Raw genomic sequence first — 19,737 nt, 5'->3', positions numbered from 1 at the left:
CCCACAGCAACCAGCGCAACCGGTGAGGCAGCTTTCGCGAGTGGGGCTAAACATCATCTGCAAGCTTTGGTATTTCCAAACCCGACACATTCCAGAGCAACCCACCCACAACTCCATAAAGGATCGGGTTCGCCAGCAATCCCTTACCGACAGCAATCAATAGCTCCTGCTTGGAGCGCGGCGCCTTGTGTCCATCAATCACCACAGCCCGTTCCATCAAAATGGAAGAGGTCAAAGCCGTCAGAGGGGCATGAAACACGATGAGCAGCGAAATCAGCAGTGTGCCCTCAGACCCATAAACCGCATCAATCAAGGGAATGCCAACAAGCACAGTGTTGGAGAACGATGCTGTCAGCCCAGCAATCACTGCCGCACGTGCCTCACGCCCAAACCCGACACGAACAAGCAGGCCTCCCAGAAAGGCAACCACGATCATGGACCCGTAATAAGTGGCCCAATACCCCCATGGAGAGATGCCATTGAGGTTTGCAGAGCCAAGGCTACGGAACAACAGGATCGGGATCAGCAGGTTCACACAGAACTTGCTGAGAATATCGCCCAGACCACGGTCCAGATACCCAACACTGGCAACAACATAGCCAATGCCAACAAGGGCAAAGATCGGAAAGACGACAAAGAAGACCTGAACAATCATGGGAAACTCGAAAGAGATGGCAAGCCCCTCTTAGTAGCCCAGAAAGTTTAAGATCCAAAGCCAGAAGCTCATTGTGATTATTGAGAAAATGGTCGTCAGGCTGATGGAGTTCGCGCTCATCGCATGCCCGGTTCCAAACTGGCTGGCATAAAGATACGCGACAACACCGGTCGGGCACGCCGCCGCCAAGGTCGCCACAGCCACCCAAAGCGGTGAAAGCGGAAACACATAAGCCCCCAAAACAAAGACCATTGCTGGCATCAGCACAATCTTCAAAACACTCAACACACTGCCAATGGCAATGTTCCCACGCACCCCGTAGTTCAGCAGCGTCATGCCAACCGAAAACAGCGCAACCGGGCTCGCCGCTTTTGCCAGCGGATGCAACACACCATCTAGCAACACGGGCAGATCATAGCCTGAGAAGTTCCAGCCAACACCCAGCAAAATGGCGATCACCAGCGGGCTTTTGATCAGCGTGTTGAACAACGAGTGCATCACATCTTTGAAAGGCCGCGCCTCCTGATAGCCATCCACCACCACGGCCCGCTCCATAGCCAGCACAAACACCAGCGTCACAGACGGTGCGTGGATTGAGATAATCAAAGAAATCGGAACCAGTGCCTCTTGCCCAAAGGCAGATGTAATCACCGGAATGCCAACCAGAGACATATTGGAAAATGCTGCGGAGAACCCGCCAATGCAGGCAGCCCTGGCCTCTCGCCCAAACACCTTGCGCACCATGTAGCCACCCAGCACAGCACTGGTCGTAAGCGCGGTGTAATAGGTGCCCCAAAGCGCCCAAGGGCTCAACCCGGCAAGGTCAGCTGTTGCAAGCGTGCGGAAAATCAGAACCGGAATAAGCACGGTGATGCAGAAGGTGCTCAGGTTATCGCCAACCTGCTTGCTCAACAGGCCAATGTAACCAAAGCCATAGCCCACACCCACTGTCGCAAAAATGGGAAACACCACTTGCAGCGTACTAAACAGCATTCTGTGTCCGCTCTCTTTCCACCTTACAGCACTATCCCAGAGCACAAGCAGAAAGGCTTGCAGGCATCAAACAACAAAATCTCGGTGGATCCTTGCCAGAACTGGGCGAACTTTTACCGTCAGTGTTTTAGGCTCTTCTTCGAGGATTGATCAAGGAGTTATCTCATGCCTGCGCCCAAACCGGCCCCAAAGCAGGATATTGCGAGACTGGTGCACGACCTGAAAACACCGCTGTCCGCCATGAAAACGGCTTCTGACCTGATTGCCCAGGAGCCGCTCAGCGATCAGCAGCACCATCACCTCAACACCCTGCAGAAAGCCATTGGCTCTCTGGAAGAGCTGACAGGCATCATCCTGCAAACGCATACAGAGCCAGAGACATACCAAACAGCTACACATCCAATTGAGCCGGAAGCCAAACCACTTCTGGAACAGCTCACCTACATCGTGGATCTGTTTTCACCACAGGCAGAAAGCTCAGGGCACACGCTCATCCATCGCTGGTCTCGTGATGCCATGTCGGCCTATCAAACGCACTCAGATGAGTTGCAACGCATTCTGGCAGTGCTGGTTGATAACGCCATCCTTTACAGCAACACCGGCACCATCACTCTCAGCGCTCACATCAAGTTCTCAAACCACGAACCCAACATTGTGGTCACACTCAAAGACGCTGGCCCGGGTCTTTCTTCAGAACAAGCCTCTCATCTGGATGCAGCTCCCACACCGAAACGGAAGTCCGACGGTCATGGCCTCGGCCTCTGGAGCGCACGGCATCTGGCTTGTGAAAATGGTGGCGACCTACGGCTCATTACAAACTCCGAACATGAAGCCAGCTTCGAACTCATCTTGCCTATTCAGGAAGTTGAAAAGAACAGGCAGCAGGCCCCTGCCTCGCAGAACATCACCCGCTCAGCGCTATCCGGGTCTGTGCTGGTCGTGGATGACAATGAGCCGAACCGGGAACTGCTGGCAGCCATCTTCTCTTCATTCGGCCTGATGGTGCGCACTGCTGACAGCGGCAAACAAGCGCTGAAGATGCAGGAAGAAACACCGTCAGATCTCATCTTTCTCGATCTGAACATGCCAGAAATGAACGGCGCCGAAACCCTCACTCAAATGCAAACAAACGGTTACACCAGAGCAAAAGCTTGCTTTGCAATCACCGCCAGCATTGCACCAGAAGACCGCCCAGCCCTCTTCAAACAAGGCTTCGCGCAAATTCTGGAAAAACCCATAAACCCGTCAGCACTCTACAGCCTGCTGGAAAGCACGCTTCACAGCAACGGTTAGCCGATCCGCACAAAAGAGGCGTCCAGCGCTTCATCAAGCCGGTCATTGCCCCAATAAAGCTCACCCTTCTCAGTGATCATGCTCGGCGCCCCAAACACGCCAAGAGCCTCAGCTTCGGCAACCGCAGCCCGCAAGCCGATCTTCACTTCCGTGGTTTCCGCCTGCCGCATAATCTTATCCGCATCCAGATCCAGCTCTCGCAGCAACGCAATCATCAGCTCCGGTTTGGAGATGTCTTCATCCAGCGCAAAAGCCATATGGAACACCGCCCGGGTAAACGCCCCGATCCAAGGCTCCTTACGACCGGCAAATGCGATGCGTGAGGCCAGCAAGCTATGCTGCGGAAAGATGCGCGGCTTCTTCCATGGCAATCCAAGATTGGCAGCAATGCGCGCCACATCCCGCCACATGTAAGCGCCCTTCTTCTGGTTCGCGACAAAGGGAGAGCTCTCAAACCCCTGTCTGCGGAAGATCGGTCCCAGCAAAATCGGGCGCCAATCCACCTCAATCCCCCGATCCTTTGCAAGCTGCTCAATACGTGCTGCAGTCAGGTAGGAGTATGGCTGGCAAATTCATAATAAAACGCGAGCCGAGGCATTCTTTCTCTTTCTGATCCAACAGACCGGTAAGCCGCAGCCTATGGCAATGGATGCAATTTGTAATTATCTCGCAGGCCCCTATATGGGAATTTGGCGATGCGAGACGTAATCTTGCTGAGCACTGATGGAATTTCAAGGCAGCACATTGGCGCAACGCTCAAAAACAAGTATACCGCCTTGTAACTCACAAGAGAGAACTCAGGAATTCCCGTGGTACAAGACGGCCCAAAGACTTCATTCTTTAAGAAGACCATCAATTTCTGCAGTGAACGACCTTTCACAGCAGTCCTGACCTACATTCTTATCGTCTCCGCGATATTTCTGATCTTCCCGGGGCTGGATGTCAGGGCTTCCAACTTCTTCTACAACGGCGAAGGCAGTTTCCCGGTCTCCAAAGACCCGTTCTGGCGCAGCGTACGTTACTTCGGCGTCTATCTCTTTCAGTGGGTCGCGGGCCTGTCGCTGCTGGTGATGCTGATCAAGCTGGCCTTCCCCAAAATCAAAGCCCTAATGGATCTGAGGCACCCGATTTTCGTGGTGTCCACGCTCATCCTCGGCCCAGGCCTTGTCGTCAACGCGTTCTTCAAGAACTTGTGGGGCCGCCCACGCCCAAGGCAAACAGACATCTTTGGCGGAGACCTGCCATTCATCGGCGTATGGCAGCCTACTAACCATTGTGATAGTAACTGCTCTTTTGTATCGGGTGAGGCCTCAGCTCCATCTGGCTGTTCACGCTGGTCTTCATCGCCCCAAAAGCCTGGCGCATTCCACTGGCAACAGCAATCGGAGCACTGGTGTTCGTTCTCTCAGCCAATCGCGTGGCCTTTGGCGGACACTATTTCTCAGACACCCTGCTCTCCTGGGGCATCACCATGCTCGTGATCATTGGTGTCTATCACTACCTCTACCAGCGCACCCCAAACTGGCTCAGCCGAATAATCTGGAAACCTCGTTCACCAACGGTGGCAACTGGCTGCGCACTAAGATCGGCAGTGCAGCATGCTGGTGCGCTCGCGGCACAAAGAGCTTCTTCCGCAAGTTCAAATAAGCAGCCCAAAACGAAAAAAGCTCCGCAACCGCCTGCGGAGCTTTTCTATATGACCTGAAGAGAAGCCTAGATTTCTGTCGGCTCCATCTCCTCACGGATTTCCTGAAGCAGATTGTAGGTGCCGTCCCGCACCAGATCATATACCTCATCAAACCCTTCATTCGCACCGTAATACGGATCCGGCACATCCTTCTGCTCATCCTGCAGCAGCAAGCGAATATTCGCTGTATGCAGATAAGGCGCTTTGGCCTGAATGTTAGACAGGTTGCTGGCATCCATCGCGATGATGTAGTGGAACTTCTCAAAGTCCTCATCTTCCAGCTGGCGCGCTTCTTGATTAGAAATATCAACGCCATGCTTCTGCGCTGTTTGGATGCTGCGGATATCCGGCTTCTTGCCAGTGTGCCAACTCGCGGTTCCTGCAGAATCCACATAGATCTGCTCTTCCAGCCCAGCCTGCTTCACATGATGGCGGAAAACGCCCTCTGCCAACGGGCTTCGACAAATATTGCCAAGACACACAAACAGTACACGACGCTGCAACAAGACCACTGCTCCCTCCAAATCTGACTGCCTGGATATTTATCCCAGCCGAAATCTTTGCTCCAGAATTTCGCGCGGGTCTACCCAAATATCCATGGATTTTGCGAGTCAGAAAAACCTACTAAATCTGAGACACCCCTTGCAACAAAACCAAAGGTGGTCTTGTGCCCGAGCTGCTGTCCTCTACCGCAAAAGAATTCGCCCTTGCAGAATTACCGCATTGGACCTTGTCCGAAGATGGCAACTCCATTGAGCGCACCTTCACCTTCCGGTCCTTTGCACGCGCATTTGGCTTCATGTCCAGCGCTGCAATTCTGGCAGAAAAGCTGAACCATCACCCTACATGGACGAACACCTACAACAAAGTGGAAGTGTTACTTACCACCCATGATGCAGGTGGGCTCACTGAGTTGGATTTCAAGCTCGCCCGCAAACTGGACAAGCTGTTCGAGGCCTAGCCCCGCAAGAGTAGAGCGCAATCAGCATTCAATCTTGAACTGACGCACGTCACCTACCATCTTACTCTCAATCAACACATGGCCGTCTTCCTGGCACATATGTGGAATATCGATTGCAGACATTGGGTCCGTGGCTTTCACCACAAGCTGATCCCCCTTCGCCATCCGCTTAAGGTGCTTGCGCGTCTTCATCACCGGCAATGGGCAGTTAAGACCTCTCAGGTCCAGAATGTTTGAATCGTCCACCAATGTTCCACCAGGTACTTGAATGTGCCACTGTGTTTGTTGCTGGGCTAACGGAACTTTGCGCAACAGTAAAGCAAATATTGGGGAGTGGAGCATGGCACTAATGGAACTCGACGGAAAATCAGAGACCAGTAAAGCACTCGAAATTCTGGATTTCTGGTGGACCGCAGGCGGCCCCAAATGGTTCAACGGTGGCGAAGCATTCGATAAGGAAATTCGCGAGAAGTTTGAAGCCGACGTAGAGGCTGCCAATCGCGGAGACTACGACGACTGGACCCAAACCCCGCACGGCACGCTGGCTCTCCTTTTGTTGCTCGACCAGTTCCCCCGCAACATCTATCGCGGCTCACCCAAAGCATTCGCGTCTGATCCGAAGGCCGTCAAAGTCGCTCTGGAGTCCCTCAACAAGAACTTCCATACCGCCTTCCCGATGGGCTATCGCATGTTCTTCTTCCTGCCTTTCGAGCATTCGGAAGAAATGGACATGCAGGATCTGAGCGTGGATCTGTTCCGCGGTCTGGGTGATCAGGACACCTATCATTACGCACTGATCCATATGGACGTCATCCGCCGCTTTGGCCGCTTCCCACACCGCAACGAAGTGCTTGGCCGCACCTCAACACCGGAAGAAGTCGAGTTCCTGGCATCGGGTGGTTTCAGAGCATAAACACACTGATTAAAAATTAGACATACATTTCTAGTGATTATAAAATAGGCAGAGTCAATTTATGGCTCTGCCTATTTTAGTGACAGCCACTTTCTGCGCATGTCCGCCTGATCTACCCTTCATCAAGAAAATTTAATTTCAATCAAGCCGCTGAATTTTCAAGTTTATTCCAACGCCTCTCGCACCCGAAGTCTACGTAAAAATCGATATTTTCCAAAACTGGCACGCTCTTTGAAAGAGGAAGGGCAAGCGTGCCGGCCGGGCATACTGAGAAAGACCAGATAACTGGCAATTTCCCGGTCCCAAAGAGGTCTCCAGAACTCTTTGCGGCACACTCCATGCAAGAGGGGAACGGGAATCTGACATGAAAATCGTTATGGCAATCATCAACCCTTTAAACTGGATGAGGTGCGCGACGCACTCACCACTCTGGGCATTCAAGGGCTCACAGTCACCGAAGTCAAAGGCTATGGCCGCCAAAAGGGCCACACAGAAATCTACCGCGGCACAGAATACGCTGTCACCTTCCTCCCAAAACTAAAGGTCGAAGTCGCAGTCGCATCCGACATGGCAGACAAAGTGGTCGAAGCCATCGGAAACGCAGCTCAGACCGGCCAAATCGGTGACGGCAAAATCTTCGTCTACTCCATTGATCAGGTCGTCCGCATTCGCACCGGCGAAGCAGACGCAGAAGCAATATAATCAAGTGAAGGGGATAGAGAATATGAAACGCGCCTCCACCCTTGTTGCCGCAAGTTCACTACTGGCACTCTCCACTGGCCCAGTCATGGCAGAAGAAAAATACGCTCTTGCTGTCGACACCGCTTACATCTTCAACACTCTACTCTTCCTGATTGGTGGCTTTCTGGTGATGTGGATGGCAGCGGGCTTCGCCATGCTGGAAGCAGGTCTCGTCCGCACCAAAAACGTCTCCATGCAGTGCCTCAAGAACATCGCGCTGTACTCCATCGCTGGTCTGATGTTCTGGATCACCGGTTACAACCTCATGTACACCGGCGTTGACGGCGGCTTCATGGGGTCCATCGGTCCATACTCTTTTGACCCTGTCGGCGGTGACGCTCTGGATACAGGCTACTCAACAGCCTCTGACTGGTTCTTCCAGATGGTGTTCTGCGCAACCACAGCCTCCATCGTGTCCGGCACCATGGCAGAGCGTATCAAGCTCTGGGCTTTCCTGATCTTCGTAGTTGTCCTCACTGGCGTACTTTACCCAATCACCGGTTCCTGGCAGTGGGGCGCTGGCTGGCTCTCCGAAATGGGCTTTGCTGACTTTGCTGGCTCCACCCTCGTCCACTCCGTTGGTGGCTGGGCTGCGCTGTCCGGCGCAATCATCCTAGGTGCACGTAAAGGCAAGTACGGTAAGAACGGCCAAGTCTTCGTAATGCCAGGCTCCTCCATGCCGCTGGCAACTCTGGGCACCTTCATCCTGTGGCTCGGCTGGTTCGGCTTCAACGGCGCGTCTCAGCTCGCTATGGGCACCATTGGCGATGTCACAGACATCTCCCGCATTTTCGCAAACACCAACATGGCTGCTGCAGGCGGTGTGGTCGTAACAATTGCACTGACACAGGCTCTCTATAAGAAAGTCGACGTCACCATGGCCCTCAACGGCGCACTGGCTGGCCTCGTTTCCATCACCGCAGAACCACTGGCGCCGAGCGTGCTTCAGTCCGTTCTCATTGGCGGTGTTGGGGGTGCCATTGTTGTCTTCGCAGTGCCAATGCTCGACAAGCTGAAGATCGACGACGTGGTTGGCGCCATCCCGGTTCACCTGCTTTCCGGCATCTGGGGAACGCTAATCGTGCCACTGTCCAACTCAGACGCATCTTACGTCACCCAGTTCATCGGTGTAGCAGCCATCGGCATCTTCACCTTCGTTGCCTCCACCATTGTCTGGTACGCAATCCAGATGCTGGTTGGCCTGCGCGTGACAGAAGAAGATGAAGCCATGGGTCTCGACAAAGCAGAGATCGGCGTAGAAGCCTATCCTGAGTTCGGCACCGGCTCTCAGCGCCTCTGAACCTTGGCAAATCTGGGAGGATCAATTCCCCCTCCCAGAACTGAAAGATGAAATCACAAAGCCCGGCAACCACCGCCGGGCTTTTTCTTTAAGTGCAATTGCCAGCCTATCATTTTCCTTCAACAGATAGCTCTGTGCTCAAACGCTAAACACTACAAAATCAAAGCAACCCAAAAGCTTAGGAAAGTTGATACCCCAGCTTACTAGTCGGTTCAAATCCGCCTACCACATTTGAAAGACGGACTTCACCTTTCATAGGTGGTACTTTCAGGAATGCCCTATACGTCCATTTCTAATCAAGATTCGCTCTTCATCCTACGTCCAAACAAAGAGGCGCAAACGCCCGAGCTTTGGAGTCCGACGATGAACAGTGAACTGGAAGCAGCAGTGAAAGAAGCCAGTCAACAGTGGCAAAACGCGTTCAACGCGGGTGATGCTCAAGGCTGCGCCAACTGCTACGAAGCCAACGCTGTTATGGAAGCCAAACCCTTTGGCACCTACCATGGCCGAGCGAGATTCTCGAGTTCTGGCAAATGCTCATTCGAGAAGGTTTCTCAGAGGTCGAATACCTCAACCCCAAAATCGTCGCTTCAGGCGAAAGCTCGGCCATCCTCTCTTCCGATTGGAAGATGAACAAAGCCCACGGCAACATCTCCAAGGAGCTCTGGGTCTTGCAACCTGACGGCACTGCCCTTCTGAGAGAAGACTATTTCAGCGCAGCCTCCTGAGGCTCCAACACCACAAGCAAAAAGCCCGGCACAAGGCCGGACTTCATCAGGATATCGCTTAACAGTCGCGGTCGTAAAAATAGTCGAGGCGATCTGCGATATCATCCAGAGCGAACGAATACCCGTTCCAGTCCTCATCAATCCAGGCATCTTCCAAACGATCCACGGCACGATCTAACTTGCCGTCACCCTCAAGCTCAGCAAGCAGGCGCCCCACATCGATCAGATGGCCAAGAGCACCATCAACATTGGAACCAGCCCGAACGCCGCCCTCAAAGAAAACTTCATCAGAGATATCGTCGATGTCGATAATGGTCGCATTCAGCTCTGAGCAGCTCAGTTCACCCATGCATAAGCTGCATTGGGAGCCGCCAAACCAGCAAAGCCAAGTGAAGCAACAACAGCAAACGCCTTCAAACCACGCAACATCATACCAAACCCTTCTTCCATGAACGTATCTGCCATTGAGCAGGCAGACCTCTGTAATCCTCACATGGATATCAGCCCTACAAAGCGGTGCTGTTTCAAAGAAGACAGGTATTATGGTTTCTTTGAGGCTTCTGAGAAGTCTACTGACGTCCATCCGTCAGCCCTTTCACAAAGGCTTTCTGACAGAAGACCACCAGCAGGATCGGTGGCAACATGGCAAGCACAGCGAGCGCCAACCCTTGCGGGCTTGTACGACCAATCAGACTCAGCCCCTGCACTAGTGTCATCCTGGTTTCTTCGCTGGAAACCATCACCGGCCACAGATACTGGTTCCAACCTTGCACAAACATAAGCAGGCCAAGCGCTGCAATCATAGGTGCAGAAGCAGGAACCAGAATGTCCTTCAGAAACTTGATCGGCCCTGCCCCATCAATCCGCGCAGCCTCAGAAAGCTCTGTCGGCACTCCGAGAAAGAACTGACGGAAGAAGAACGTTCCAACCGCAGATGCAAGCAAGGGCAGCATCAAACCCGGATAGGAGTTCACCAGCCCAAGCTGGCTGGTCACCGCATAAGTTGGCAGAAACCGGGATTCCAGCGGCAGCAGCAAGCTACACAGGATCACCCAGAAGAAGAACGTGCCGAAACGAACGCGGAAATACACCAGCGCATAAGCCGCAAGCAACGAGATCCCGACCTTAGCCAATGCAAACCCAACCGCCAGATACAGAGAGTTCAGCGCCATGGTCAGGCCCGTCACTCCCCTAGAAAACCCACGCCCCTCGAACAAAGCCTTGCTGTAAACCTCAACCCCATACGGCCCCGGAAGGAACTGCAGTCCATCCTGTCCAAGTGTTGCGCCGGAGTGTGTCGAAGAAAATGCAATGATCAGCACTGGCCCGACAATAACGAACACACCGATAAGCAGGATAAGATGGTCGAGGTAATGAGAGCGGGGCATAACTATCTCTGAAACACAGCGCAGCCCCGAACCACAGCAAAAGCGAAGGATCACGCAACCAAACGAAAGGCAGCCTGTGTGGCCCTGAAAACAGGCAAACTGCACCGGGAGATCATCTCTGAGAAACGGCAGACACCATCAGACCCAATCCCCATAGGAATTAAGGTGACACCGTAAAACTACGCAGGTCAGGTTTCAAGCTCTGTAAGTGCCTATAAAACCACAATTCCTGAATGCTTGGCATGATTTTCCGGTTCCACGTGGATCGTCACACGTGCACCCGGCATCTTTTCTGCGATGCCTTCCTCAATGCGATCGCAAATCGCATGGGCATCCAGAACGCTCATTTCACCCGGCACCACCAGATGAAAATCAATGAAAGTCACGTGGCCCGCATGGCGTGTCCGCAGGTCATGAGCTTCCAGCGCACCATCACCAAATTTGGAGATCAACGCCCGAATTTCTTCCTGCTCCTCTTCCGGCGCAGCCTCATCCATCAGGCCACCGACAGACTCACGCACCAGCTTCCAGCCAGACCACATAATGTTGACTGCAACGATGCCAGCAAGGATCGGGTCAAACATCTGCCAACCCGTCACCCACACAGCCGCGATACCAACCAGCACGCCAAGGGATGTATAAACATCGGTCATGATGTGCCGTGCATCCGCCTGCAAAGCCGGAGAGCGATGCGCCTTCCCAATCCGCATCAAAGCAATAGCCCAGACGCAGTTGATCACGGAAGACAGCAGGTTCAAGCCAATGCCCTGAATGTTCACATCCAGCTCATACGGCTCAGTCAAACCCATATAGGCTTTGCGCAGAATGAGGATTGCCGCCAGAACAATCAGAACACCTTCCAGAACAGCAGCAAAATATTCTGCTTTGTAGTGGCCGTAAGGGTGGTTCTGGTCAGCAGGTTTGCGCGCCAGATACAAAGCACCGGCAGCAGCAGAAGCACTCGCGATATTGATGGAGGTTTCAAGGGCGTCGGAATAGAACGCAATGGAGCCTGTCATCACAAAGGCAAAGTATTTGAGCGCAAATACCAATATGCCAATGACGATGCTGCCCAGCGCAAAGCGCATGCTCTGGTCCATGTGCCACATCCACCCTAATTCAAACTCGACGACTGCTTAGAAAGTTATCGTCCTCTATCAGGTTTCAGTGGCATATTAAACAATGGAACGCGCTCAAATAGCCAGTTTTTATGCTTATTTGCACGCAATGTTTGCAAATGAAAATCACTTGCAGAATATCAGCTATTTCTACTTGTCGTAAAAAGCGGCACCGATGATTTCACCCGGCATTTCGCCAGAGTTCGTCTGAACCAGAACAGCCCAGTTCTTGGAGTCGAACATCTTCAGCGCAGTGCGTGGCAGACGGAACACTTCAGCTGCACCAGACCACATGCCAATCGGCATAATGCTGCGCACAACATTCTTGTAGGTTTGCGTCGTACCAGCGTTTTCACCGCGCTGAATCTCAACCACAGCTTCCTTATCGATACCAAGAAGATAAACGTCCGCCTTCTTGCCCGGCTCTTTCAGGGAGCCAGAGAGCTGAACTTCAAGCGCATTGTCATCCAGCATCGCTTCCACCTGCACAGTCATGCCGGAGGACTTGCGGATAGCATTTTTGACGGAGCGACGGTCACTGCCAACCATATGCCCGCGGCCATTCACGACAACCTGAGGCGTATAAATCTGCGCATCACCGCGGCTTTTGGCATAATCCTTCTGGCGCTGGGTGAACACAGGCGAACCAAGCGTGTCCTTCCAACCGAAGTAATCCCAGTAATCAACGTGATAGGAAAGCGTCACAACGTCTTTCTGATCAGAGACAAGCTCTTCCAGAAATTGGTCTGCAGGTGGACATGACGAACAGCCCTGGCTGGTGAACAACTCAACCACAGCCTTTGGAGTTTGTGCCTGCGCAGAGAGTGAAGTCGCAAGACCCAGCCCTGCTGCGAGAACAACACCCGTCAATCTATTTAAAGAAAACCACCGCATTTCGGCCCTTCGCAATTGTTTAAGTCATCGCTGATGCAGCGCTAACCTAAACAATAACCAGATAACTGTAGAATCACATCCCAGTGAGCCCCTGAAAACCCAAGGAATCAGGGGCGCTGGTATTATTTGGATTCATTCAGCACTTTTTCAAGCTCTGGTAGGAAGACGTCCCGATAGCTGGCCTCACTCAGTGGACCAACAAATTTGTAGCGGATCTGAGCCTTCTCATCGACGATAAAGGTCTCAGGAACCCCGTAAACGCCCCATTCAATGCCTGCGCGGCCAGTGTCGAACCCAACGCGGTCATAAGGGTTGCCAAGCTCTGCGAGGAATCGGTTCGCCTTCACGTCCGTGTCCTTGTAGTTCAGGCCAGCGATCTCATAACGATCATCCTTGGCCAGATCCATCAAGTATTTGTGTTCAGCGCGGCAAGGCGCACACCAGGATGCGAAGATGTTCACAACGGTCACCTGACCAAGCAGATCACTACGCTTGAACCCTGGAACCTGCTTGCCATCACGCTCCAACCCATTCACAGGCGGCAGATCAAACTCAGGTGCTGGCTTATCGATCAGGGCAGATGGCAGCTCTTTGGAGTCATGACCAGAGAGCATCATGAAACCCATCAGAACCGCAAGAGCACCAAAAACAATCAGCGGAAGAAGAAAAAGCGGAGAAATGCCTGACTTCTTCTCCTCGTCTATTTCACTACTCATTCCTGTTAGCTCTCACTCTTATCGTCTGCTGAAGAGGAAACCACCTGACTGACGGAAGGACCAGGACGGCGGGAAGAACGGCGACGAATGCCACTTGCTTCCAGTGCCTGCATCTCTTTTTCCAGTTGGGTTTTGTCCATTCGCACCCAAACAATCAGGATGCCGATGACCAGTGCAGCCATAGCATAGGCAGCAATCACATATTCAGCGTGACGACCAAACTCTGAAAAGTCCATGATCCTTACCTCGCACCTGCTGGAGCTGCTTTAGTCACTGTGTTGCTGGATGCAGCCGGTGCAACAGAAGCTGCACGCATCCGCATCGCTCTGATCCGACGGCGCATAATCTCGTTACGCATGCTCATCAGGTGCAAAGTTACAAACAGAAGCACAAAGGCCAGAGCCATCAATCCAAGTGGAATGAGAATGGAAGAGTGAATAGCAGGACCACCGCTGCGGATAATGCTCGGCGGCTGGTGCAGCGTGTTCCACCATTCAACGGAAAACTTGATAATGACCACGTTGATCACACCAACCAGCGTGATGATCGCGTTCACTTTTGCAGCCTTGATAGGATCTTCAATCGCCTTCCACAGCGCGATGATGCCCAAGTACATGATGAACAACACCAGGAAGGAAGTCAGTCTTGCGTCCCAGACCCAGAAGGTACCCCACATCGGCTTACCCCAGATCGCACCGGAAAACAGCGCCAGAAAGGTAAATGCAGCACCGATTGGAGCGGAAGCTTTGGCCGAAACATCAGCCAGCGGGTGCTTCCAGACCAGAGAGCCAATCGAAGACAACGCCATCATCGCATAACACATCAATGCAAGCTGGGCAGCAGGCACGTGCACGAACATAATGCGCACTGTCTGGCCTTGCTGGTAATCTTCAGGCGCAACAAAAAACGCGAAGTACAAGCCAACTGCAAGTGCAGCGACCGTCGCAACGATAAGCCATGGAAGCAGAACTTTCACAAGCTTCAGGAACCGGGTTGGGTTTGCAAGATCGTATAAGGTCATAGAGCCGTTCTAAACTGAGAATGACGAAGCATCAATGTGTACATAGTGTCACGGACCTATCAAGGTCATTGATTACGCGCAATTTGACACTTCACTTCTTCGGGAATTCACCCATTTTAGACGATTTTACATAGACTTAACGCTTCAGGGAATTTCAGCGGCCATATAGCCGCATCCATCAGTCGCCTGAAACGCGAAGCGCTGCAGCTGCTGCAAGAGGTCCAACAACAAGACCAAAAAGTGTCAGAGCACACAAAAACAGGAACGGAACGAGGAAGTTATTGGAGTCGATCGCTCCCGCTGTCGCGGCACTCACACCAAAGATCAGAATTGGAATTGCCAGCGGAATAACCAGAATGGAGAGCAGCACCCCACCCCGCCGCATGGAAACAGTAACACCAGCGCCAACCGCACCAACAAGGGTGAGAGCAGGCGCACCAACAAGCAAGGTCAGGGTCACCAGAACAATGCTCTGGAAGTCGAGACCCACAAACAAAGAAAGAACCGGCGTAGCCAACACCAGCGGAAGACCCGTCGCCGCCCAGTGCGCCGCGCACTTGATCAGCACAACCAGCTCCAGCGAACGGCCTGACATCACCAGCAGCTCAAGAGAGCCATCTTCACGGTCAGCCTGAAACAGACGATCAAGCCCCAACAGCGTCGCCAGCAAAGCACCAATCCAGAGGATCGCAGCACCAATGCGCGACAGCAAGATCATGTCCGGGCCAACACCAAACGGAAAGATCGTCACAACAGCCAGAAAGAACAGAACGCCAATCAACGCGCCACCGCCAACGCGGTTCGCCAATTGATATTCGCGGACAAAAAGACACTTCATCCAGTTCATGATCAGCCCTCGTCCTGCTCGTCTTCGTCGAAATAGTCGTCCAGATCCTCACCCGCAAACATATGCTCGCTCTCTGTCGTCACTGGCGACAGGTTGAGGAACTTGGTGTTTGGCAGATTCAGAGGCAGGTGGGTCGCGGCAATCACAACACCGCCAGCGTTGATGTGGTCTGCAATCAGTCCAAGCAACACTTCTTCAGAAGCCTTATCAAGTGCGGAAGTCGGCTCATCAAGCAACCAGATTGGGCGTGGAACCACCAGCAGGCGCGCCACGGAAAGACGGCGGCGTTGTCCAGCACTGAGATAACCAGCAGGCAAGCTGGCTGTATGCTCGATACCCAGGGTCTCCAGCGCTTCCATCTCGCTCATGCTCTCACGCACTTTGCCATCGCCAAAATCGGCAGGTTCAAAGAAGTTACGCCAGAAACTGAGGTTCTCCAGCACGGTCTGCAGCGGCTTCAAGGCATCAAGGTGCCCAAAGTAATGGGAGTGTTCGGCAACAGAGCGCTCAGCCATGCCACCTTCCAGCTCAAGCGAACCATGCGCTTTTGCCACCAGCCCGGCGATCACGCGCAGCAGACTGGATTTACCGACACCGTTGGGGCCTTGCACAATCAGAGCTTCACTGGAGCCAACTTCAAAGTCGACGTGGTTCAATACTCTGCGGCCACCACGATCACATGCAACGCCCTGGCAGACTAACTTCAATTGGTTCATCGCGCCCGAAACCACTACAGCAGCTCTCACTGCTTACCAAACTGACGGCGTATCCCGAAAAGTGGATCCGATTTCCGGATAAGATACGCTCCAACAAAGAATTAAAGCAGTTTGCATGATCCCGTCTTTGCGCAAACCACTTTATTCAGGAGGCCGTATCACATTCGGCAAATCCTTTGCTCCCATAAACACGGCTAGGATTCGCGTTGGCACTGTTCCGGTATTCTTGCCGAAGTGCCAGGTGTTGACGGCCTCAATAAACGCCTCGCCCTTTTTGAAGGTCAGAGGAGCCTCTTTCTCATAGGTGATCGTCAGCTCACCATCAAGTATATATCCGTAAAGAGGAATAGGGTGCATATGCTCTTTAACAGCCTCACCCGGTGCCAGCGTAATGACCAGAGAGGTCACCTGCGCCTGCCGTCCTTCGGGGTAAACCAACGGCTGCTTCGTGATCGTCGTTTCGCTCTTATCAAGCAGAACCTCGACGTCAGAATATGCATTTCCGTTGTCCTGAGCCAGCGCACCAGCCGCAAACCCACCTAGAACCAGACAACACGTACCAACCAAAACTGCAGATTTCATAGGAATCGCCTTCCTGTTGTTTTCAGCTGTTCTCTGCGCACTTTTACGCCATACCCGGCAGTTATTCTCGTGCGAAGCAAACGCATCCTAACAGCGATCCCCTTCCGAGCCTTTAAAACCACACAGGGCCAGAAACATAGGATAGACACATTGTATACACCTGTATATAATGCGATTCATACAAACCCCATCCCGCTTGATCGGGCACCCTACTCCGGCCTAACCTCACCTATGGTAAATTATTAGCCTTCCGCTGCGGTTCAGCTGGAACCTGCGTCAGAAAGACGCTATAGGGTCGACAACTATAAGCTGATTGAATTTCAAGAAGCGCTTTTAATGCATTTGTTAAATGATCAAGCCAACGCCATGACGGCGAGCCACAAAACTCCGGGAGGAACTGGAGAGGTTCGTCAGTTCAAAGCTTAGTTTCCGGTTCTGAGCGGGAAACGAAATAAGGAGATCGCCGAATGACACAATCTCTAGACAGTTTTAAGGCCAAGCAAACGCTGCAAGTCGGCGGCAAGACCTACACTTATTTTTCCATTCCTGAAGCAGAAAAGAACGGCCTGACTGGCGTTTCCAAGCTTCCATTCTCATTGAAAGTCGTTCTGGAGAACCTGCTGCGCTTTGAAGATGGCCGCACGGTGACTGCGGATGACATCAAGGCCGTTGCAGAATGGCTGACCACCCGCACCTCCACCCACGAAATCGCCTACCGCCCTGCCCGTGTTCTCATGCAGGACTTCACCGGCGTGCCTGCTGTTGTTGACCTTGCTGCCATGCGCGATGCTGCTGTCAGCCTCGGCGGTGATCCGAAAAAGGTGAATCCGCTGGTTCCCGTTGATCTCGTCATCGACCACTCCGTGATGGTCGACTATTTCGGCACCACCTCCGCCTTCGCCCTCAACGTGGAACGCGAGTATGAGCGCAATAATGAGCGCTACGAGTTCCTGCGCTGGGGCCAGTCCGCGTTTGATAACTTCCGCGCTGTGCCTCCAGGCACCGGCATCTGCCACCAGGTGAACCTTGAGTACCTCGCCCAGACCGTCTGGACGAAGGAAGAAGACGGCGAAACCATCGCTTATCCGGATACCCTCGTCGGCACTGACAGCCACACCACCATGGTCAACGGTCTTGCCGTGCTTGGCTGGGGTGTAGGCGGCATTGAGGCGGAAGCGGCCATGCTCGGTCAGCCGATCTCCATGCTGATCCCGGAAGTCATCGGCTTCAAACTCACCGGCGAGCTGCAGGATGGCATCACCGCCACCGACCTTGTACTCACCGTGGTTGAGATGCTGCGCAAGAAAGGCGTTGTCGGCAAGTTCGTGGAGTTCTACGGCCCCGGCCTCGACAACATGTCTCTGGAAGACGCCGCCACCATCGCCAACATGGCCCCGGAATACGGCGCCACCTGTGGCTTCTTCCCGGTGGACGACGACACGCTCCGCTATCTGAATGCCACAGGCCGCGACAAAGACCGTATCGCACTGGTGGAAGCCTATTCCAAGGCGCAGGGCATGTACCGCGATACCCACACGGAACCAACCTTCACCGACACGCTGGAGCTGGACATCTCCACCGTTGTGCCATCCATCGCCGGACCAAAACGCCCGCAGGACCGTATCTCCCTCGCTGATGCGGCGGAAGGCTTTGCCAAGACCATGGCGGAGGAGTTCAAGAAAGCAGGCGAAGAAACTCGCCGCGCACCGGTGGAAGGCCGCGACCATGACCTTGGCAACGGCGACGTCGTCATCGCCGCGATCACCTCATGCACCAACACCTCCAACCCATCCGTGCTCATCGGCGCTGGCTTGGTGGCCCGCAAGGCGCGCGCCAAAGGCTTGCATGTAAAGCCATGGGTGAAGACATCACTGGCGCCCGGCTCTCAGGTGGTGACGGATTATCTGGAGAAAGCTGGCGTCCAGGAAGATCTCGACGCCCTCGGCTTCAACCTCACCGGCTACGGCTGCACCACCTGTATTGGTAACTCAGGCCCGCTGCCGCCGGAAATCTCCAAGTCCATCAGTGACAACGACCTCGTGGCCTGCTCCGTCCTCTCCGGCAACCGCAACTTCGAGGGCCGCGTGAACCCGGATGTGCGCGCCAACTATCTGGCCTCACCGCCACTGGTTGTCGCTTATGCCATCGCAGGCTCGCTCAACATCAACGTGGCCAAAGACCCGCTCGGCAAGGATCAGGACGGCAATCCCGTCTACCTGAAGGACCTGTGGCCAACAACGGAAGAGATCACCGACCTCATCCGCTCCTCCATCACGGAAGAGATGTTTGAAGAGCGCTACGGCGATGTGTTTAAGGGCGATGAGCACTGGCAGAACATCAAGGTCGAAGGCGGCATGACCTACGGTTGGCCACCAGCGTCCACCTACGTGCAGAACCCGCCTTACTTTGAAGGCATGACCATGGAGCCAACACCCCTCACCGATATTGAGGGCGCGGCAGTCATGGGTCTGTTTCTGGATTCCATCACCACCGACCACATCTCCCCGGCAGGGGCCATCAAGGCAGACAGCCCGGCAGGCCAGTACCTGACCTCACACGGCGTTGAGCGCAAAGACTTCAACTCCTACGGCTCCCGCCGTGGCAACCATGAAGTCATGATGCGCGGCACCTTCGGCAACATCCGCATCAAAAACCAGATGGTGCCGGGCGTGGAAGGTGGCTACACCACCAAGGACGGCGAGCAACGCTGGATCTACGACGCTGCATGGAATACAAGGCCGCAGGCACTCCACTTGTGGTGTTTGCTGGTAAAGAATACGGCACTGGCTCCTCCCGCGACTGGGCGGCAAAAGGCACCAAACTGCTCGGCGTGCGCGCTGTGATCGCTCAAAGCTTCGAGCGTATCCACCGCTCCAACCTCGTCGGCATGGGCGTCCTGCCCTTCACGTTTAAGGATGGTGAAAGCTGGCAGTCCCACGGCATCGATGGCACGGAAAAGGTCACCATCAAAGGCGTGGCAGACCTCAAACCCCGCCAGATGGTCGACATTCAGGTCGAATTCGCCAACGGCGAAACCAAAACCATCGAAGCCCTCTGCCGCATCGATACCGAGGACGAACTCGAATACATCAAAGCCGGCGGCATCCTGCACTACGTCCTGAGAAACTTAGTCTCCGGCTAAAACACTTCAACAAGCAGACTACCCAGTCCACCACAAACACAA

Annotated in this window: 24 protein-coding genes and 2 pseudogenes; 9 read left to right on the top strand and 17 right to left on the bottom strand. The window is 53.7% G+C overall.

The window, feature by feature from the left end:
- Window positions 1–46: 46 nt before the first annotated feature.
- Window positions 47–655: an AEC family transporter gene (locus JCM12308_RS30590; protein ID WP_208978791.1), complete on the bottom strand. Its 609-nt coding sequence runs from the start codon at window positions 653–655 to the stop codon at window positions 47–49.
- A gap of 30 nt (window positions 656–685) precedes the next feature.
- Window positions 686–1,648: an AEC family transporter gene (locus JCM12308_RS19930; protein WP_054784854.1), complete on the bottom strand. Its 963-nt coding sequence runs from the start codon at window positions 1,646–1,648 to the stop codon at window positions 686–688.
- A 165-nt stretch (window positions 1,649–1,813) separates the two neighbouring features.
- Between JCM12308_RS19930 and JCM12308_RS19925 the strand changes: the two genes are divergently transcribed.
- Window positions 1,814–2,941 (top strand): hybrid sensor histidine kinase/response regulator, encoded by a 1,128-nt coding sequence (locus tag JCM12308_RS19925; protein ID WP_054784853.1) that lies wholly within the window; start codon window positions 1,814–1,816, stop codon window positions 2,939–2,941.
- On the opposite strand, the gene JCM12308_RS19920 is transcribed toward JCM12308_RS19925, so the two are convergent.
- Window positions 2,938–3,444 carry a 2-hydroxychromene-2-carboxylate isomerase gene (locus JCM12308_RS19920; protein WP_244271964.1) on the bottom strand — a complete coding sequence of 169 codons (507 nt, stop codon included), beginning with the start codon at window positions 3,442–3,444 and terminating at the stop codon, window positions 2,938–2,940. The two genes, JCM12308_RS19925 and JCM12308_RS19920, sit on opposite strands and share 4 nt — an antisense overlap.
- A gap of 306 nt (window positions 3,445–3,750) precedes the next feature.
- On the opposite strand from JCM12308_RS19920, the gene JCM12308_RS31735 reads away from it, so the two are divergent.
- Window positions 3,751–4,422 (top strand): hypothetical protein, encoded by a 672-nt coding sequence (locus JCM12308_RS31735; protein ID WP_244271963.1) that lies wholly within the window; start codon window positions 3,751–3,753, stop codon window positions 4,420–4,422.
- The gene (locus JCM12308_RS32655; RefSeq protein ID WP_306303363.1) at window positions 4,305–4,646 is read left to right on the top strand and encodes a phosphatase PAP2 family protein; all 342 of its coding nucleotides are present in this window, start codon (window positions 4,305–4,307) and stop codon (window positions 4,644–4,646) included. The genes JCM12308_RS31735 and JCM12308_RS32655 overlap by 118 nt, the downstream gene beginning before the upstream one ends.
- A gap of 8 nt (window positions 4,647–4,654) precedes the next feature.
- Here JCM12308_RS32655 and JCM12308_RS19910 read toward each other — a convergent pair whose 3' ends face one another.
- A complete protein-coding gene (locus JCM12308_RS19910; protein ID WP_041767775.1) occupies window positions 4,655–5,140 on the bottom strand; it encodes a low molecular weight protein-tyrosine-phosphatase in 486 nt (161 codons plus the stop codon).
- Window positions 5,141–5,295: 155 nt separating this feature from the next.
- On the opposite strand from JCM12308_RS19910, the gene JCM12308_RS19905 reads away from it, so the two are divergent.
- Complete coding sequence (locus tag JCM12308_RS19905) at window positions 5,296–5,589, top strand: 4a-hydroxytetrahydrobiopterin dehydratase (RefSeq protein ID WP_014283165.1); 294 nt, start codon at window positions 5,296–5,298, stop codon at window positions 5,587–5,589.
- A gap of 21 nt (window positions 5,590–5,610) precedes the next feature.
- Here the strand turns inward: JCM12308_RS19905 and JCM12308_RS31730 are convergent, their stop codons facing one another.
- On the bottom strand, window positions 5,611–5,835 hold the full coding sequence (locus JCM12308_RS31730) for a sulfurtransferase TusA family protein (protein ID WP_014283166.1): 225 nt from the start codon (window positions 5,833–5,835) through the stop codon (window positions 5,611–5,613).
- Between the two features lie 94 nt (window positions 5,836–5,929).
- Between JCM12308_RS31730 and JCM12308_RS19895 the strand changes: the two genes are divergently transcribed.
- From JCM12308_RS19895 to amtB, 3 genes and pseudogenes are all read left to right on the top strand, one after another.
- The gene (locus JCM12308_RS19895; protein ID WP_054784852.1) at window positions 5,930–6,502 is read left to right on the top strand and encodes a DUF924 family protein; all 573 of its coding nucleotides are present in this window, start codon (window positions 5,930–5,932) and stop codon (window positions 6,500–6,502) included.
- 364 nt (window positions 6,503–6,866) lie between these two features.
- Window positions 6,867–7,204, top strand: a pseudogene (locus JCM12308_RS19890) (P-II family nitrogen regulator).
- A 22-nt stretch (window positions 7,205–7,226) separates the two neighbouring features.
- Window positions 7,227–8,543: an ammonium transporter AmtB gene (amtB, locus tag JCM12308_RS19885; RefSeq protein WP_054784851.1), complete on the top strand. Its 1,317-nt coding sequence runs from the start codon at window positions 7,227–7,229 to the stop codon at window positions 8,541–8,543.
- 315 nt (window positions 8,544–8,858) lie between these two features.
- Here the strand turns inward: amtB and JCM12308_RS30580 are convergent, their stop codons facing one another.
- Window positions 8,859–9,047, bottom strand: a complete 189-nt coding sequence (locus JCM12308_RS30580; protein WP_208978790.1) for a hypothetical protein — start codon at window positions 9,045–9,047, stop codon at window positions 8,859–8,861.
- 29 nt (window positions 9,048–9,076) lie between these two features.
- On the opposite strand from JCM12308_RS30580, the gene JCM12308_RS30575 reads away from it, so the two are divergent.
- Window positions 9,077–9,271, top strand: a complete 195-nt coding sequence (locus JCM12308_RS30575; protein ID WP_208978789.1) for a hypothetical protein — start codon at window positions 9,077–9,079, stop codon at window positions 9,269–9,271.
- Window positions 9,272–9,329: 58 nt separating this feature from the next.
- Here JCM12308_RS30575 and JCM12308_RS19875 read toward each other — a convergent pair whose 3' ends face one another.
- From JCM12308_RS19875 to JCM12308_RS19830, 11 genes are all read right to left on the bottom strand, one after another.
- Window positions 9,330–9,620, bottom strand: coding sequence for a hypothetical protein (locus tag JCM12308_RS19875; RefSeq protein WP_208978788.1), 291 nt, complete (start codon window positions 9,618–9,620; stop codon window positions 9,330–9,332).
- Window positions 9,608–9,736 (bottom strand): hypothetical protein, encoded by a 129-nt coding sequence (locus tag JCM12308_RS32490; protein WP_280138407.1) that lies wholly within the window; start codon window positions 9,734–9,736, stop codon window positions 9,608–9,610. Before JCM12308_RS32490 ends, JCM12308_RS19875 begins: the two co-directional genes overlap by 13 nt.
- A 104-nt stretch (window positions 9,737–9,840) precedes the next feature.
- Window positions 9,841–10,659, bottom strand: a complete 819-nt coding sequence (locus JCM12308_RS19870) for a carbohydrate ABC transporter permease (protein ID WP_054784850.1) — start codon at window positions 10,657–10,659, stop codon at window positions 9,841–9,843.
- A gap of 212 nt (window positions 10,660–10,871) precedes the next feature.
- Window positions 10,872–11,759: a cation diffusion facilitator family transporter gene (locus JCM12308_RS19865; protein WP_008550623.1), complete on the bottom strand. Its 888-nt coding sequence runs from the start codon at window positions 11,757–11,759 to the stop codon at window positions 10,872–10,874.
- A gap of 168 nt (window positions 11,760–11,927) precedes the next feature.
- Window positions 11,928–12,671 carry a DUF1223 domain-containing protein gene (locus JCM12308_RS19860; protein WP_054784849.1) on the bottom strand — a complete coding sequence of 248 codons (744 nt, stop codon included), beginning with the start codon at window positions 12,669–12,671 and terminating at the stop codon, window positions 11,928–11,930.
- Between the two features lie 122 nt (window positions 12,672–12,793).
- Entirely contained in the window at window positions 12,794–13,387 is a 594-nt protein-coding gene (locus JCM12308_RS19855) for a DsbE family thiol:disulfide interchange protein (protein ID WP_008550575.1), read from the bottom strand.
- A gap of 5 nt (window positions 13,388–13,392) precedes the next feature.
- Window positions 13,393–13,623, bottom strand: a complete 231-nt coding sequence (gene ccmD / locus JCM12308_RS19850; RefSeq protein ID WP_008550536.1) for a heme exporter protein CcmD — start codon at window positions 13,621–13,623, stop codon at window positions 13,393–13,395.
- A gap of 5 nt (window positions 13,624–13,628) precedes the next feature.
- Window positions 13,629–14,408, bottom strand: a complete 780-nt coding sequence (locus JCM12308_RS19845; protein ID WP_054784848.1) for a heme ABC transporter permease — start codon at window positions 14,406–14,408, stop codon at window positions 13,629–13,631.
- Between the two features lie 178 nt (window positions 14,409–14,586).
- Window positions 14,587–15,246, bottom strand: a complete 660-nt coding sequence (ccmB, locus tag JCM12308_RS19840) for a heme exporter protein CcmB (RefSeq protein WP_037037391.1) — start codon at window positions 15,244–15,246, stop codon at window positions 14,587–14,589.
- 11 nt (window positions 15,247–15,257) lie between these two features.
- On the bottom strand, window positions 15,258–15,962 hold the full coding sequence (gene ccmA / locus JCM12308_RS19835; protein WP_208608885.1) for a heme ABC exporter ATP-binding protein CcmA: 705 nt from the start codon (window positions 15,960–15,962) through the stop codon (window positions 15,258–15,260).
- Window positions 15,963–16,112: 150 nt separating this feature from the next.
- Entirely contained in the window at window positions 16,113–16,553 is a 441-nt protein-coding gene (locus JCM12308_RS19830; protein WP_008550446.1) for a cupin domain-containing protein, read from the bottom strand.
- 467 nt (window positions 16,554–17,020) lie between these two features.
- Between JCM12308_RS19830 and acnA the strand changes: the two are divergent.
- Window positions 17,021–19,695 (top strand): annotated as a pseudogene (acnA, locus tag JCM12308_RS19825) (aconitate hydratase AcnA).
- The last annotated feature ends 42 nt before the right edge of the window (window positions 19,696–19,737 follow it).

The sequence above is a fragment of the Pseudovibrio denitrificans JCM 12308 genome, assembly GCF_001310815.1.
Classification (GTDB): Bacteria; Pseudomonadota; Alphaproteobacteria; order Rhizobiales; family Stappiaceae; genus Pseudovibrio; species Pseudovibrio denitrificans.
The sequence above is the reverse complement of the archived record's forward strand: the minus strand, read 5'-3'. Positions and strand labels throughout refer to the sequence as shown.

What these genes read in the sequence shown, in the direction of transcription:
- JCM12308_RS30590 (WP_208978791.1), bottom strand. Translation starts at nt 655, where the DNA reads ATGATTGTTCAGGTCTTCTTTGTCGTCTTTCCGATCTTTGCCCTTGTT.
- JCM12308_RS19930 (WP_054784854.1), bottom strand. Translation starts at nt 1,648, where the DNA reads ATGCTGTTTAGTACGCTGCAAGTGGTGTTTCCCATTTTTGCGACAGTG.
- JCM12308_RS19925 (WP_054784853.1), top strand. Translation starts at nt 1,814, where the DNA reads ATGCCTGCGCCCAAACCGGCCCCAAAGCAGGATATTGCGAGACTGGTG.
- JCM12308_RS19895 (WP_054784852.1), top strand. Translation starts at nt 5,930, where the DNA reads ATGGCACTAATGGAACTCGACGGAAAATCAGAGACCAGTAAAGCACTC.
- amtB (WP_054784851.1), top strand. Translation starts at nt 7,227, where the DNA reads ATGAAACGCGCCTCCACCCTTGTTGCCGCAAGTTCACTACTGGCACTC.
- JCM12308_RS30580 (WP_208978790.1), bottom strand. Translation starts at nt 9,047, where the DNA reads ATGGTAGGTGCCAAAGGGTTTGGCTTCCATAACAGCGTTGGCTTCGTA.
- JCM12308_RS30575 (WP_208978789.1), top strand. Translation starts at nt 9,077, where the DNA reads ATGCTCATTCGAGAAGGTTTCTCAGAGGTCGAATACCTCAACCCCAAA.
- JCM12308_RS19875 (WP_208978788.1), bottom strand. Translation starts at nt 9,620, where the DNA reads ATGGGTGAACTGAGCTGCTCAGAGCTGAATGCGACCATTATCGACATC.
- JCM12308_RS32490 (WP_280138407.1), bottom strand. Translation starts at nt 9,736, where the DNA reads ATGGCAGATACGTTCATGGAAGAAGGGTTTGGTATGATGTTGCGTGGT.
- JCM12308_RS19870 (WP_054784850.1), bottom strand. Translation starts at nt 10,659, where the DNA reads ATGCCCCGCTCTCATTACCTCGACCATCTTATCCTGCTTATCGGTGTG.
- JCM12308_RS19865 (WP_008550623.1), bottom strand. Translation starts at nt 11,759, where the DNA reads ATGGACCAGAGCATGCGCTTTGCGCTGGGCAGCATCGTCATTGGCATA.
- JCM12308_RS19860 (WP_054784849.1), bottom strand. Translation starts at nt 12,671, where the DNA reads ATGCGGTGGTTTTCTTTAAATAGATTGACGGGTGTTGTTCTCGCAGCA.
- JCM12308_RS19855 (WP_008550575.1), bottom strand. Translation starts at nt 13,387, where the DNA reads ATGAGTAGTGAAATAGACGAGGAGAAGAAGTCAGGCATTTCTCCGCTT.
- ccmD (WP_008550536.1), bottom strand. Translation starts at nt 13,623, where the DNA reads ATGGACTTTTCAGAGTTTGGTCGTCACGCTGAATATGTGATTGCTGCC.
- JCM12308_RS19845 (WP_054784848.1), bottom strand. Translation starts at nt 14,408, where the DNA reads ATGACCTTATACGATCTTGCAAACCCAACCCGGTTCCTGAAGCTTGTG.
- ccmB (WP_037037391.1), bottom strand. Translation starts at nt 15,246, where the DNA reads ATGAAGTGTCTTTTTGTCCGCGAATATCAATTGGCGAACCGCGTTGGC.
- JCM12308_RS19830 (WP_008550446.1), bottom strand. Translation starts at nt 16,553, where the DNA reads ATGAAATCTGCAGTTTTGGTTGGTACGTGTTGTCTGGTTCTAGGTGGG.